The organism is Sphingorhabdus wooponensis (assembly GCF_003933235.1).
GTDB classification, from domain to species: domain Bacteria; phylum Pseudomonadota; class Alphaproteobacteria; order Sphingomonadales; family Sphingomonadaceae; genus Sphingorhabdus_B; species Sphingorhabdus_B wooponensis.
The window spans coordinates 1-13,912 of the sequence record NZ_RWJI01000001.1 but is presented as its reverse complement, the minus strand read 5'-3'; the positions used below and the strand labels follow the sequence as shown (position 1 = coordinate 13,912).

General features: G+C 53.1%; 11 protein-coding genes and 1 tRNA gene. 6 read left to right on the top strand and 6 right to left on the bottom strand.

Annotation, left to right across the window (positions count from 1 at the left end; genetic code table 11):
• Positions 1 to 32: 32 nt before the first annotated feature.
• Positions 33 to 1,352, top strand: a complete 1,320-nt coding sequence (locus D7D48_RS00055; protein ID WP_125229365.1) for a homoserine dehydrogenase — start codon at positions 33 to 35, stop codon at positions 1,350 to 1,352.
• Between the two features lie 22 nt (positions 1,353 to 1,374).
• Here D7D48_RS00055 and D7D48_RS10610 read toward each other — a convergent pair whose 3' ends face one another.
• Positions 1,375 to 1,500 (bottom strand): hypothetical protein, encoded by a 126-nt coding sequence (locus D7D48_RS10610; RefSeq protein ID WP_281274240.1) that lies wholly within the window; start codon positions 1,498 to 1,500, stop codon positions 1,375 to 1,377.
• Between the two features lie 93 nt (positions 1,501 to 1,593).
• Here D7D48_RS10610 and glpX point away from each other — a divergent pair, with 93 nt between their 5' ends.
• Positions 1,594 to 2,577: a class II fructose-bisphosphatase gene (gene glpX, locus D7D48_RS00050; RefSeq protein WP_125229364.1), complete on the top strand. Its 984-nt coding sequence runs from the start codon at positions 1,594 to 1,596 to the stop codon at positions 2,575 to 2,577.
• 3 nt (positions 2,578 to 2,580) lie between these two features.
• Here the strand turns inward: glpX and D7D48_RS00045 are convergent, their stop codons facing one another.
• Positions 2,581 to 3,072, bottom strand: coding sequence for a flavodoxin family protein (locus D7D48_RS00045; RefSeq protein WP_125229363.1), 492 nt, complete (start codon positions 3,070 to 3,072; stop codon positions 2,581 to 2,583).
• Between the two features lie 41 nt (positions 3,073 to 3,113).
• Between D7D48_RS00045 and recJ the strand changes: the two genes are divergently transcribed.
• On the top strand, positions 3,114 to 4,880 hold the full coding sequence (gene recJ, locus D7D48_RS00040) for a single-stranded-DNA-specific exonuclease RecJ (protein ID WP_125229362.1): 1,767 nt from the start codon (positions 3,114 to 3,116) through the stop codon (positions 4,878 to 4,880).
• A 66-nt stretch (positions 4,881 to 4,946) separates the two neighbouring features.
• A tRNA-Glu gene (locus D7D48_RS00035) sits at positions 4,947 to 5,021 on the top strand.
• Between the two features lie 794 nt (positions 5,022 to 5,815).
• Here D7D48_RS00035 and D7D48_RS00030 read toward each other — a convergent pair.
• From D7D48_RS00030 to D7D48_RS00020, 3 genes are read right to left on the bottom strand one after another with little or no spacing between them, the layout of a single operon-like run.
• On the bottom strand, positions 5,816 to 6,985 hold the full coding sequence (locus tag D7D48_RS00030) for a beta-barrel domain-containing protein (protein WP_125229361.1): 1,170 nt from the start codon (positions 6,983 to 6,985) through the stop codon (positions 5,816 to 5,818).
• The gene (locus tag D7D48_RS00025) at positions 6,982 to 9,129 is read right to left on the bottom strand and encodes an ATP-binding cassette domain-containing protein (RefSeq protein ID WP_125229360.1); all 2,148 of its coding nucleotides are present in this window, start codon (positions 9,127 to 9,129) and stop codon (positions 6,982 to 6,984) included. The genes D7D48_RS00030 and D7D48_RS00025 overlap by 4 nt, the downstream gene beginning before the upstream one ends.
• Complete coding sequence (locus tag D7D48_RS00020; protein WP_125229359.1) at positions 9,126 to 10,535, bottom strand: TolC family protein; 1,410 nt, start codon at positions 10,533 to 10,535, stop codon at positions 9,126 to 9,128. The genes D7D48_RS00025 and D7D48_RS00020 overlap by 4 nt, the downstream gene beginning before the upstream one ends.
• Before the next feature lie 496 nt (positions 10,536 to 11,031).
• On the opposite strand from D7D48_RS00020, the gene D7D48_RS10470 reads away from it, so the two are divergent.
• The gene (locus D7D48_RS10470; RefSeq protein ID WP_185739730.1) at positions 11,032 to 11,325 is read left to right on the top strand and encodes a DUF6447 family protein; all 294 of its coding nucleotides are present in this window, start codon (positions 11,032 to 11,034) and stop codon (positions 11,323 to 11,325) included.
• Positions 11,326 to 11,617: 292 nt separating this feature from the next.
• Entirely contained in the window at positions 11,618 to 11,824 is a 207-nt protein-coding gene (locus tag D7D48_RS00010; RefSeq protein ID WP_125229358.1) for a DUF6447 family protein, read from the top strand.
• A gap of 373 nt (positions 11,825 to 12,197) precedes the next feature.
• Here the strand turns inward: D7D48_RS00010 and D7D48_RS00005 are convergent.
• The coding region (locus tag D7D48_RS00005; protein ID WP_425452493.1) for a beta strand repeat-containing protein at positions 12,198 to 13,912 on the bottom strand (1,715 nt) is incomplete at its 5' end.

The window sequence follows — 13,912 nt, the reverse complement described above, 5'->3', positions numbered from 1 at the left end:
CCAACAGATTCTAGGCAGAAAGTCATTTAACAATGTCCACATCCGTTCGTCATGCACCCCTTAAAGTGGGCCTCGCGGGACTTGGAACCGTGGGTAGCGGAGTCATTCGGCTGATTGAAGAAAATACGGCGCTTATTGCCCGCAGGGCCGGTCGCGAAATTAAGATTGTAGCCATTACCGCACGCGACCGGACAAAGGATCGCGGCGTTGATCTGTCGCCTTATCGTTGGGTCGACGACATGGCTGCGCTTGCGACCATTGAAGACATTGACGTTGTGGTCGAACTTGTCGGCGGATCCGACGGCCCGGCTTTGGCCCTTGCGCGGGAGACTTTGTCCAACGGGCGCGCTTTGGTGACCGCCAACAAGGCAATGATCGCGCATCATGGCGCAGAACTTGCCGCTTTGGCCGAAAGCAAGCATACCGCGCTCAAATTTGAAGCAGCGGTTGCTGGCGGTATTCCGGTCATTCAAGGTCTGCGCGATGGTGCCGCCGCCAACCGCATTGATCGCGTCTATGGTATTCTAAACGGCACTTGCAATTTTATCCTATCCACGATGGAGCGCGACGGCCTGGACTTTGCCCAGGTGCTGGCCGATGCGCAGGCAAAGGGTTTTGCCGAAGCCGATCCCTCGTTCGACATTGACGGCATAGATGCTGCGCACAAGCTTTCGATTCTCGCGTCTTTAAGTTTTGGTACGGTCATTGATTTTGGTGGCGTTGAAGCTCGCGGCGTACGCAAAATATTGGCGGCGGACATCGCCCAAGCCAAGACATTAGGCTATCGCATCCGGCTCATTGGTCTTGCCGAGATTGATGGCGACAATGGATCGTCGACTATTTTTCAGCGCGTGCAACCTTGCCTCGTCCCACTGAGCCATCCGCTCGCGCATGTCACTGGCGCAACCAACGCCGTCGTTGCCGAAGGCAATTTCTCCGGCCGCCTCTTATTTCAAGGTGCAGGCGCCGGCGATAAGCCCACGGCATCCGCGGTCGTTGCCGATTTGGTCGACATTGCGCGCAAGGAAACCGGCCCCGCATTCTCCATGCCATCGGCTGAACTTGAAAAGCTTCCGCGTGCAGCCTCAGCCCATCGGATTGGTAAAACTTATTTGCGCATGCTGGTGGCGGACCGGGTCGGTGTGCTCGCGGAAATCACGGCGGCCATGCGCGATGCGGGATTGTCGATTGAAAGCCTCATCCAAACCGAGGCAAGCGACGATGGCTCAGCGTTAATTGCCATGGTTACGCATGCCGGACCGGAGCAGGCGATCAATGATACAATCGATGCGCTGGCAAGCTCCGATAGCTTGCTTGGTGAACCCATGGTGATGCATATATTGGGCGCCTAAACCAAGGATTTGCTCAGGTTCCTTACTGCCCGTTATCATCGATTTGTGCGGCGGCGGTTTGATCTGCGTTGATCGCTGCCTGCCCAGCAGCCTTCGTTGCTATCTCGGTGAGAAGGCAAATTGCGATAAGCAATCTCGACAATGGCATTTGCCTTCCCTATCGGAATTTAAGCCCCGAAATGTCGTTCCGTTGAGGGTGCCCCGATCGCGCACCATCATTATAAGATAGCTAGGAATTCAAATGACTACAGCAAGTAAAATCCTCGACCGCGTCCTTGTTTTGGAAATGGTGCGCGTGACGGAAGCTGCAGCCATTGCAGCAGCGAAGCTGATTGGTCGCGGCGATGAAAAGGCCGCTGATGCTGCCGCTGTCGAAGCAATGCGCGCTGCCTTGAACGAGCTATATATGGATGGAACGGTCGTCATCGGCGAAGGCGAACGAGACGAAGCACCGATGCTATTCATTGGTGAAAAGGTCGGTTCCGCGATTGGTACTGGTCCCAAGATCGACATCGCGCTCGATCCATTAGAAGGCACGACGATCACCGCAAAGGCTGGCCCGAATGCGCTTGCGGTGTTGGCCGTGGCCGAAGAAGGCAATTTGCTCAACGCGCCCGACGTGTACATGGACAAAATCGCGGTTGGCCCCGGCTACTCGCCCAATATTGTCAATCTCAACAAATCTGTGGCCGAAAATGTCGCAGCCGTTGCCGCCGAAAAAGGCGTGCCGCCACATGAGCTTATTGTCTGCGTCCTTGACCGGCCTCGCCATGAAAAGATGATTGCCGAACTGCGCGAAATTGGCTGCGGCGTTATGCTTATCCCCGATGGCGACGTCGCGGGCGTAATAGCGACAACGAACCCCGATACGACAGTCGACATCTATATGGGCAGCGGCGGCGCGCCAGAGGGCGTATTGGCTGCCGCAGCTTTGCGTTGCGTCGGTGGCCAGTTTAAGGGGCGCTTGCTTTTCCGAAACGATGACGAACGCTTACGCGCACGCAAATGGGGCATCGAAGATTTGGACAAGATCTACGACCTGGAGGAATTGGCCAAGGGTGACTGCATCTTTGCCGCCACGGGCGTGACCCATGGTTCCTTGCTGGAAGGCGTGAAGACCCTGCGTGATGGCCGCATAACCACCGAAAGTGTCGTGATGCGCGCCTCATCCGGCACCGTGCGCTGGGTCAAGAGCGAACATCGCAAGGCTGACCATCTCGGCTGATTTTTAATAAATACCCATTTGCAGCCCAGTTGCCATCTGTTCACCCAGTTCCGCAGCGGCGGACAAGTGATGACTATCGATAATCTTGGCCGCCAATATTTCCTGTTGGGTCTGCGCTTGCGTGCACACAATCACGCTGGGCGCAATCTGTCGCAGCCGCCAGCCCGTGGCAATACGCTCCGCCTGCGCGACGGCATTTCGCCCATCGGAACCTGCGCACACGATCATGGCATAAGGCCGCCCGTTTAGCGCGCCAAGGCACGGATAATAACATCGGTCGAAAAAGCTTTTCATGCCCCCGCTGATCGCCGCGAGATTCTCGGGAAAGACGAACAGATATCCGTCTGCCGCCAACATATGTTCAGCGTCCGCCTCTGCAGCGTTCAGCATTAGCACTTTCACGCCCTGCCCTCGCGCCGCGCCCGCATAAGCCGCCTGCGCTAGGGCCTCAGACCCGCCCGTCATGCTGTGCCAGATTATTGCGAGTTGCTTCATCGCCACTTGCTAGCACCAGCAGCGCACCATAGGGAAGCATCATGTCGTCTGTCCTGAACATCCATCATTCCGTCCTTGAACAAGCCTGGCATTGGCGTGGTAGCGGTACCGATAGCCGCGACCCCGATTTTCAGCCCGATGATCTGGTCACCCAATTGCTAATGGCCCGCGGTGTCCCGCGCGATGATATCGAGCGACACCGCAACCCGACCATCCGCAATTTCATGCCCGACCCGTCCATTTTTCAGGATATGGAAAATGCCGCGCAGCGACTGGCGCAGGCCGTAGAGGCAGGGGAGCAAATCACCGTCTATGGTGATTATGATGTCGATGGCGCGACCAGCGCGGCACTCCTCATCCGCTTGCTGCGCAACTTAGGGTTGAACGCAGGCTATTATATCCCGGATCGTTTGATGGAGGGTTATGGTCCTTCCGGCGAGGCGCTCGTGCGCATTGGTGATGGCGGTAGCCGCTTGATCATTACCGTCGACTGCGGGGCTATGGCCTATGACGCTTTGTCGCAGGCCAAAGCCGCTGGCCTTGAGGTCATTGTCGTCGACCATCATAAATGCGCGTCAGAGCTTCCTGCAGCCTTTGCTTTGGTCAATCCGAACCGTCTCGACGAAACCGACGAAGCAGCATCTCACGGGCATCTGGCGGCTGTTGGCGTGGCATTCCTTTTGGGAGCAGCGCTGATCCGGACATTGCGCACCCGTGGCTATTTCGCCGAACGGCCCGAACCCAAAATCATGGAGCTACTCGACATCGTGGCCTTGGGCACCGTGGCCGATGTAGCGCAGTTGCGCGGGCTGAATCGTGCGTTCGTTGCGCAAGGACTAAAGGTCATGGCCGCGCGCCGTAACATTGGCCTTTCTGCTCTCATTCAAGCGAGCCGCTTGACCCGCGCGCCAATATGCTCTGACCTCGGCTTTGCCTTAGGCCCACGTATCAACGCGGGAGGCCGCGTTGGCAAATCGGACCTAGGCGTGCGGTTGCTCATCACAGAAGATCCAATCGAAGCGCAAGATATCGCGATGGAGCTGGACCGTCTGAATGAAGAGCGCCGCGCGATTGAATCGGTGGTGCAGGAAGAGGCCGAGGCTATGCTGGCGGGCCAGCACAACCGCGCGGTGGCATTGTTGTCTGGCGAAGGTTGGCACCCCGGCGTCATTGGTATCGTCGCTGGGCGCATCAAGGAAAAGACCGGCAAACCATCGATTGTCATTGCGGTCGACGAAAATGGCGTCGGCAAAGGATCGGGTCGGTCTATCGCCGGTGTTGATCTAGGCGCGGCAATTATTTCTGCGCGGGAGGCTGGATTGCTGGTCGCAGGCGGTGGGCATGCCATGGCGGCGGGCTTGACCGTAGCGCGCGATAAAATTGACGCCTTGGCCGATTGGTTAGACGAAAGGCTCGCAACGGACGTCGCCAAGGCATCGGGGACCAAGGCGTTGTTAATCGATGCCATAGTCGCGCCACGCGGCCTGAACCCCATTTTTGTCGATGCCATGGAGTCGGCTGGACCTTATGGTATGGGCTGGCCAGGGCCGCGGGTGGTCACGGGGCCATTACGAATCATCAAGTGCGATATTGTCGGCAAGGACCATGTCCGCGCGATTGTCGCAGGCGACGATGGCCAATCGTTCAAAGCCATGGCTTTTCGTCAGGGCGAGACCGTTCTTGGCCAGACGATGCTCCACGCTGACCGCGGCCGCCGCTACTGGCTTGCAGGCCGTGCGAAGGTTGATGACTGGGGCGCAACGCCAAAAGCGGAGCTGCATGTCGACGACATTGCCTTTGCAGACTGAATTTGCGCGAACTTGGCCTTGACGAGTGCAAAACGAACCCGTAAAGGCGCGGCTCGCCAAGTGATTGGCCCCTTCGTCTAGCGGTTAGGACGCGGCCCTTTCACGGCTGAAACACGGGTTCGATTCCCGTAGGGGTCACCAACTATCGAACTCAAAGAGTTAGTGCGGGCAATGCCACTTCAAATCAGGCCAAATTTTCGCACTTTCTGTCGACCTGAATAGTAGTTTCGACCTTTTTGCTAATGCTATAGATTATTACGTATCAAAAACTACGAGGACAATCTGATGGCAAGTGATTGATTGCTGGGGCTGTTTCGTTTTGCTTAGAAACAGCCCTTCTTAAATGACGTATGCAATACTGGCTTGAAACGATCGTCAAAATTTATAGCTCTACTCCCACCGTGGAGCTCAGACTGGACTTTTAACGATTTGGTTCTGTTCACGTGAGGCAATCGGCATCACTAAAGGAGCGGCGGCATATTTGGTCAGCGGCGCTGCTTTGCGGGCTAATACAGATGACGCCGCGTGGCTTCCGTAATTGGCCTACACTGCGTCAAGTTAGTGCCAGCGCCGAGATCTGAAAGTGCTAACTCACATTCGTGCGCAATAGAGCTAAGCTTGGGCAGCTATGAGCGGTCTCGCATAGTCATGGCCTGCCCCGTCAATGAGTTGTAAAGGCAACTGCTACAACAATGCCTCGGTTGAAATGTTTGTTGAAGCAATCAATAAAGATCTAATGGGCGGTAAAGCTGACTAGAATGCTGCCAGAGTGAAACTGACTTCTTCCAATACGTCAAAGGGTCTGCAGTGCCCGAAAAGAGGCGTTTAAATCTGGATGCATAAGCGCCTAAGCTTTTAAAGGTAAGGTAAGGTAATATAATGATTGGCAAGCGGCAGGAACCAAATCTTTAAAAATCCCTGCCGCTGCTACCCGATTATCGCTCTGTCATCGCTTCACCCACAGCTTGAGTAAGGGGCTTCGTTAGATACCGGAATACAGTGTTACGCCCTGTCTTTATTTCAACTGTTGCAGTCATTCCAGGCTGTATTTCGACTTTTTCTCCAGGCCTAGGTTTCATACGGGACGTATCAACAGTAACATGAACCCTGTAATAAACGATTTCGCCGCCTGCTTTTTGCTCGGTCAGCGTATCTGCACCAATATAACTAACCAGACCTTGAGCCGAACTATAAATCGACGAGTCATAGGCGTCGAACTTGATTGACACTGTCTGACCGACACGAAGATAAGCGATATCTGAGGGTGAAACTTTTGCTTCAACAATCAGCTTCTGCCCAGTAGGAACGATAGTGAGCACCTCATCACCTGGCCTCAATACCCCGCCCAAGGTAGTCAGGCGCACGTTTTTGACTACACCATCTGTAGGTGCACGAATTATGGTATCGTTCAACGCATCTTGCCGCTGAGCTAAAATTTCACGCGCGGTAACCAGATCTTCTTCAGTCTTGGTATATTCGGCCTGAAGATCCTGAAGATACTTATTTTTAACATTTACCATCTGCGCACGAATATCTGTTACGCCGCGACGCAGCCGCAGGACATCAGCTCGGCTGACATCTCCCTGCTCTAAAAGCGGCAGGTTCATGTCTAATTCTTGTTGCTGAAGTGTAAGCATTGCTTCAAGCGAAGCTAACTGGTCGGTTAGTGCGCGACGGCGCTGCTTATAAAGTTGGGTCTGATTGGAAACAAACTCCGAAAAATTCCTTACATCCTCATCGAAAACTAACGGCCTATCGAACAGTTCTGCATTAATGCGCGCCATAGAAGATTTCAGTGATGCAACCTTACCTTGTGCCTCATCGACTGATGCCTTTATCTTGATCTCGTCGAGCTGGACCAGGACCTGTCCGGAACGGACGCTGTCGCCTTCAAGTACATTTATCGCTTTGATTACACCGCCATCATTACTTTGAACGACCTGGACGCGCCCCGTCGGAATAACTTGCCCAGTCGCACGGCTAGTCTGGTCTAGTTCAGCATATAGCGACCAAACGAACGCGGCGATCAAAAAGCCCACGACGAGATAGATAAGCACGGCTGCGGGCGTTAGCCAACCGCTTCTAGATTTAAAGGAAAGGCTCACGCGTCAGCTCCTGCAGGTTTGGCCGTGCTGTTAATGTCACCATTTGTCACTGGGCCGGGGGAAGGCTCTTGGTTATTATTAGGTTTGCTTTTACCCTGTAACCTAGCGACGACTTCTGATGTTGGACCAGACATAACAATCTGACCATTAGCCATGACTATCACTCTCTGCACAAGATTGAGGAGGCTCAGCTTATGAGTCACTATCACAAGCGTGTCATCAGGCTGCACGCGATTGTTGAGCGCCTTGACAACCTTCAATTCAGTATCGACATCGAGACTTGATGTTGGTTCATCGAGCAGCCAAAGTTTCGGTTTTGCGAGCATAATCCGCGTGAGCCCTGTTAGTACACGCTGGCCGCCAGATAGACCTCGCCCGCCCTCGGCGATTGGAAGATCTACCCCCATAGGGTGGGTAGCAATCATAGCGGCAAGGCCAATTTCATCCGCCACCGCCATCATAGCATCATCTCCAGGCTCAGTGAGGCCCAGCAAAAGATTGTCCCGGAGTGTCCCATTGACGAGACGGTAGTCCTGCGGGAGGTAGCCGATGTGCGTTCGCAATACGTCTTCCGAGACCTGCCACAAATCAAGGTTATCAATCATGACAGAACCCTGCATAGGCGCATAAAGGCCCGCCAGCATGCGCAGTAACGTTGACTTACCCGAACCTATTCCGCCAATAATCGCCACGCGTTCGCCTGCTTTAATTTCTAGCGAGGGAACCGAAATCCCGGCGCGGGCAGCAGGGTACACGAACGCGACATCCTTTAACGCAAGCCGAGGTTTCAAACGGCTTGGCCGCAATTGCACCATGCCGCCTGGACGATCCGTTGGAAGATTCATGATGCTATCTAGCATCTGAAGCGACGTCCGAGCATAGCTCGACTGAACGAGAAGACTGGGCAACTGCGATATCATAGGCCCGTTAATTCGGCTTGATAAAATCGAGCACGCAATCAGCGCCCCCATAGTCATGTTTTGCTCGTACACCTCATACGCACCTAACGCTATTACGAAAATATAACTAATATGCTGGATAGTACCGAATAATGTACTGGCGGTTGCCTGACGATAGCGAACAGGAAGCTCTGTGGCATGCACTTGTTCAACAAGCGCGTTCCATCTTGCCTGCATTGACCACTGACCGCGATTACTTTTTATTGTTTCTGCTGCATCAAGTGCTTCAACCAGCAGACCGTTCTTTTGGTTGCTAGTAACTTGCGACTTATATGTATCTTCGCGGATCAAACGGGCAAAGATCAAAGCTGCGCATATTGCCACAGGAAAACTGACCAACATGACGGCAGCTACGACCCCGCCAAGCAAATAAACTACATATATAAAAAATATTGCAAACGGGAGATCGGCGAAAACAAACAGAACCGCCGACGACATAAGAGCACGCACCTGCTCAAGGCCTCTAAGCTGGGCTGCCATCGTGCCAATCGAAGGTGGGCGAGCATCGAGCCGCACATCAGCAGCGCGAGCGAAGAAATACTCAGAAATCTCACTATCAATCTTTGCAGCCTCTTGCTCCAGCATATTTGACCGAATTATTCGGATCATATAGTCAAATCCGAGCGCAACTAGAGTACCTAAGCTAAGGACAAGCAAGGTCGAGAATGCGCCTAATGGAACAACCCGATCATAAACCTGCATTGAATAGATTGAGGTCACAAGCGCAATTAGATTGACGACTATTGTTGCGAGTGCAGCCAACACTAGCGTTGACTTGCGTTTGAATACAGCATCTCGGAAAACATCAATAGCCTTGGTGTAAGCCAGCTGACGCACCGGCGCTGGGATAACAATGTCGTATAAACAACAGCCGTCAGAGACTGACCAGAGGGCGCTACCCACGCCTAAAAGCACACGGACTTCGCCTCCATCTTCTAGCCGCTCGGCGATCGCCCAACCATGTACCGGATGAAAAGCCATTAAAGGAAATTCGTGCGCACCCGGCACGTGCAGAAGAACTGTGGGCTCCGGCCAGCCTACAGCTTCGCAAAGATCAAAGAGTGCAAATTCATAATCAGCCGATATTAGCAGGGCGTTTTCTGCCCAGTCTGGGCTCAGATCGATCCGACGAAGCGACGCTATTCGGCCAACAATTTGCGATATGGAAACAGTAATGGTCGTCACTCCGAGCTAGGATCTTTGAAGGGCCGCCAGGCGCCTGTGCGGATAGCAATGCGAACAGCGGACGCAGAAGCAGAAACTATAGCATCCACCTCATTCAGCTGTGCATTCACGCTTTCGCGCAATGAATTCATGACATCGAGCCACGAACGGCGACCGGAGATAAACTGCCGCATGTAGCTATCCTTAATTCGTCCCGCAGTCGCCGCCGCGACCGAACTATTTTTTAGACGAGCGAGGGCAGCGTCGTTTTCAATGACATCATTACTGACCTGTTGACGCACTTGCCTCTGTACCCCAGCGATCTGGTCAATTGCTCCCTCAAGCCGCAGACGGGCACTTTCTACCGCTGAAAATTGGGAAAGGCCCCCAACTGACTGCAGCTTTACAACCAATCCAACACGGCTGCCGAATAAATCATTGTGACTATACTGCGCACTCACCTGAGGGAAAATTGACGCCTTAGTCATATCTCCTTCAGCTTTCGCTACGTCTGCCAAGGCGCTTTGCCTTCGAAGAGACGGATCATACGCGAGCGCCTCGTTCTCAACGCCACTCCATTCATAGGCGACAACTTCCGGCGGCGTTGATGGAAAGCTTGTAAAATCGAACGCCTCGTTGCCAGCCAATTCGATAAAGAAGCGTTGTGACGCTAGCCGCTGCGCGCGCATAATGTCCGCCTCCTGCCGAATTTGCGCAAGACGAGATTGAGCAAGTTCTAGGTCGGAAAAGGGGCTGACTTCCTGCCGGACCCTGCGCTCCATGGTTTCAACAAGCTGCTCATGTTCTCGAATACTTTCTCCGAGCAAACTCTCGCGGCGCGACAACCTTAAAATATCAAAGTAGGTTTGTGAGACATTTAGCGCCAGTACCTGAAGCGTCTCGTTAAGGGCCATGAAGGCAGCCCATTGCTGAGCACGTGTCCGGTTCAGTGTAGCATCGATCTTACCGCCCGCCCAGAGTGGCATATCAACAGTAACCGTTGGAGCAATCGAATAGCTCTGGGACTGCTGACTTAAGTTTCCGTAACTTAGCTGGGTCGAAAGCGTCGGAAAGCGCTGCCATTGCGCCGCCGACACGTCACTAGTTGCGGCACGAAATTGAGCCTGCGCAGCGCGAGCTGCCGGATGGCTAGCAGATGTCGACCGCACTACATCGAGAAGAACTTGCGACACCTCAGAGGGCGGATCTTGCCAGGAGGCATTCGCAAGATCAGTAGAGACCGTCTTTGGACTGGGCGGCCCATATACGCCCTTGCCTGAGGCTAAACCTGTACCTGTGGCTAAATCCTGCTTTAGCGGTGAACCGGCATTACCGAGTACGCCGGCAACGGCGGGCGATCCTGAAACTAACAAAGCACCAAAGACAGAAAGCCAAACACGCATGTCGAAATAAACAAGGGATCGCATGATAGAGATATTCCCTAGATGTTTTTGAATTGTCTCGGCTGCGCAACTAACGCCAATGCTTTCTGCAAGCAATTAACTTATCGATTATCCGAGTTATTTAACAAATAATAACATTTGCATTTTTATACTCAGCGTTGGATTTCTTTTTGCATATGGATGCGAGCCTGTCCGAGTGGGACAACCGCGAACGTCTGGCGTCGGCCATCGATCGATGCTCCGCAAAGTGCTGCATGGCTCGGATGACGCGTAGGCAGTGGAAATCGGTACCGGGTACCCAATGGGCCAGTCAGCAATTTGCATCGGCCCTCGACCGCGCCTCGGCGTAAAGAAGACAATTTTACATGGCGCTTTACACGCCCCGTGCCTCCGGTTAAATCATAAAGTCTAAGATATTTTTTCTATATAAAACAATTTCTAAGCGAATAGCTTATTGTAAATTATTTGATAAAAATATGTTGAGCGCAGACTTTTCAAAGAGAACCAAGGGATCCGTTAAATGACCAAAGTCAAAATCGATGACAACGAGTATGAACTGGATAGCCTGTCTGACAAGGCAAAGGCTATCGCTGCTCATCTTCAGGCCGTTAATTTCGAAATTGATCGCCTCCAAGCGCAGACCGCTATCTACCATACCGCCCGCGCCGCTTATGTGCGCAGCTTGAAGGAAGATATCGAGGCCATCTCAACAGAACCCAAAACGCTACCAGCGGCAAAAGCAGCGCCTGCCGTAAATGCAGCACCAGCTGCAGCGGCAAAGCGCAAGCGCGGTAGTAAGGCCAAGGCACATTAACCCACAAACAGATCGCGCACCGACCATAGAAATTGTGCGTGCGGCGTATCCCCAGAGACCAGCTCTGACCCTCCTTATAAGGTATTTTGGCAAAAAATATGCGCTGGGGTCGGGCCGTAACTTTGGCAGGTCAAAAGCCATGGAGCTGGCACATTTTTGAACTTGGTCTTTGACGTGCGGCGCGTTGAGTTCCATAATTTTGGAATTATGTTACCGCCAAGCACGCACGTCCCAAAACAAACCGGCATCTCAGCCAATAACTAGACTTTTACAGGAAAGAGGACTTCCGTTTATGACCAAAGTAAAAATTGATGATACCGAATACGAGCTCGATAGCCTGTCGGATAAGGCGAAGGCTATCGCCGCTCACCTTCATGCCGTGAACGTCGAAATCGATCGTTTCCGTGCTCAGACAGCTATCTATCAAACTGCCCGCTCGGCATATGTACGGAGCTTGAAAGAGGAAATTGAGACAAGCTTAGCAGCTAATGCGGCATAAGGCCGCAGCACTTATTTGAACCAGCTGGTATGTGCCAGCATCCAAATCTGTTTTTCAGGGTCCGCCACATAAAATAGTCGGCGGACCACGCTATTTATATCCAGACAATTCGAAACCCGCTGTAGTATAAGCTTGCTGGACTGAACCCGTGTGGGCGGCACACATGCGCGGTGCCGCAGCCGACAAGTTTAATGCAATCCTCGGTCAGATTATGATCGGCTTAGATCACCTTCAGTACCCGCATCTGCTGAATCGCCCAATAGTGCGAGAGGCTTATATCGTAAACTGCTTTCAGCTGAAGAGAAATACTGGCGGGAGCTAGGCGCAAACTGCGCTGGCTCCCGCGTGTAGCAATTCCCCTTTGGTCTTACTGCTATCCAAATGTCACGTTATCTGAGAGAAATGAGGCATTCGTTACCCCCGCAACGATACCAAGAAGATAAACATCATCGGCAGTTGTCATATCACCCGAACCGGCGTCATCCCAGAAGTAGATGTAAGCCCCATCAGTATATGCATCATTAGGGTCGTCATTGATCATGATCAAAATTGCTTGGACATGGCCACCATAGTTACCGCTGAATGCAGCTATAAGAGAATCTTGATCGTAAGGATTACTGACAGGGTCATTTTGGACAATGATTTGCTGGTTGCCGAGTGCTACTCCAGACATAACAAGCAGGTCACCGCCGCTCGAAGGCGCGTCCGTCGAGAAATCAAAGAATGTTCCGACGTCAACGCGGTTTCCACTTGTACTGATTTGGGGCGAAGTGGCCGCGGAAAACACAATTCGATCGGTATCTCCGTCAACTGAGAGATTCACTGTTTCGGAACCGCCACCGGTATAAACATAATCTGCACCATCGCCAGGGCTAAACAAATCGGCGCCGGGACCACCGAAAAGATAATCCGTTGTGGCTGTACCAGTCAAAATATCGTCGCCACCAAAGCCCCAGGCAAAGTTGCCGGTGATTGTGTCGGCACCAGACGTACCCAATCCATAAATCGTGTCTGCAGGCAACCATCCGGAATCACCATTCGCGTTGCCTGTAGCACCAAATGTGTCGGTGACCGAAGCTGTACCGCTTATGGCTGCTGCCTGTACACCCACAGTTGCAGTGCCGCCTGCAGAGATATTCGGATTGTCAACCTGCGTTCCGCCGATGTTGATTGTGCCCGCGTCATTACTCGACACCTGAACACCATTCTCTATCGCGCGCGCGTTTACTACGGGCGGCAAGTTGAGCAGGACGCCAGACTGCCAGAAAGCATCGGCGCCAAATTGGCCAGACGCGACTGTCACAACCCCTAGAATATTGATTTCAGAGTTATTGATAGAGTCGTCGTTGCCACTGTCCTGATAAATGCCATACCACCACTCATTGGCGTTGGCACCCTTCACAGAGAAAAGGACCTGGCCATCGTCCAGGTTGGTCAAATTATAAGCGCTCCCAAGCGCAGTTTTGACATCCGCTAGCGAAGAGACCGTGGAATTCGAGACAATTAGTAGTTCGGTTTCGTCAACAACAGTTGAGTTGCTGCTCATTGTCGAGGTCAGATAGCCAAGATTGCTTGCGGTAACGGTTGTGTTGTTTTCGCCAATGAAGGATCCACTGCTACGATTTGTCCAACCAGAAACTTGAACACGATCGGCATTCGCACCACTTCCGCTGAAGCCGGTTATGACATCCCATCCCGAAGTTTCGCCGAAGCCTGCGCCATCGCCTGAAGCAGTGACGACCAGATCGGAAGCGCTGTCCCCAGTTAGCACTATAGTGTCGGCGCCTGTGCCGCCAGTGAGTGTATCTGCACCACTTCCACCGGTTAGTGTATCATCGCCGGCGCCACCGGTCAGGGTATCATTGTCGGAACCACCCGTGATGATATCAGCCAAACTTGATCCAGTCAGCGTTACAGCAGACGCACCTCCTTGGTTGGTTATAGTCCAGCCGCTAGTCCCGGTTGCCGCCGAAACGTCGATATTATAGCCCGACGCTGTGATGGTGGCAGCAGAGGCCGCCGCAGCCTTGTTGTAGCTTGCGCTCGTTGCGGTCCAAGCAGCCACCGCCGTGGCGGACATCGCTGCGC

Coding starts and splice junctions, on each gene's coding strand:
- D7D48_RS00045 (WP_125229363.1), bottom strand. CDS start 3,072: ATGAAGCAACTCGCAATAATCTGGCACAGCATGACGGGCGGGTCTGAG.
- glpX (WP_125229364.1), top strand. CDS start 1,594: ATGACTACAGCAAGTAAAATCCTCGACCGCGTCCTTGTTTTGGAAATG.
- D7D48_RS00020 (WP_125229359.1), bottom strand. CDS start 10,535: ATGCGATCCCTTGTTTATTTCGACATGCGTGTTTGGCTTTCTGTCTTT.
- D7D48_RS10470 (WP_185739730.1), top strand. CDS start 11,032: ATGACCAAAGTCAAAATCGATGACAACGAGTATGAACTGGATAGCCTG.
- D7D48_RS00010 (WP_125229358.1), top strand. CDS start 11,618: ATGACCAAAGTAAAAATTGATGATACCGAATACGAGCTCGATAGCCTG.
- recJ (WP_125229362.1), top strand. CDS start 3,114: ATGTCGTCTGTCCTGAACATCCATCATTCCGTCCTTGAACAAGCCTGG.
- D7D48_RS10610 (WP_281274240.1), bottom strand. CDS start 1,500: ATGCCATTGTCGAGATTGCTTATCGCAATTTGCCTTCTCACCGAGATA.
- D7D48_RS00055 (WP_125229365.1), top strand. CDS start 33: ATGTCCACATCCGTTCGTCATGCACCCCTTAAAGTGGGCCTCGCGGGA.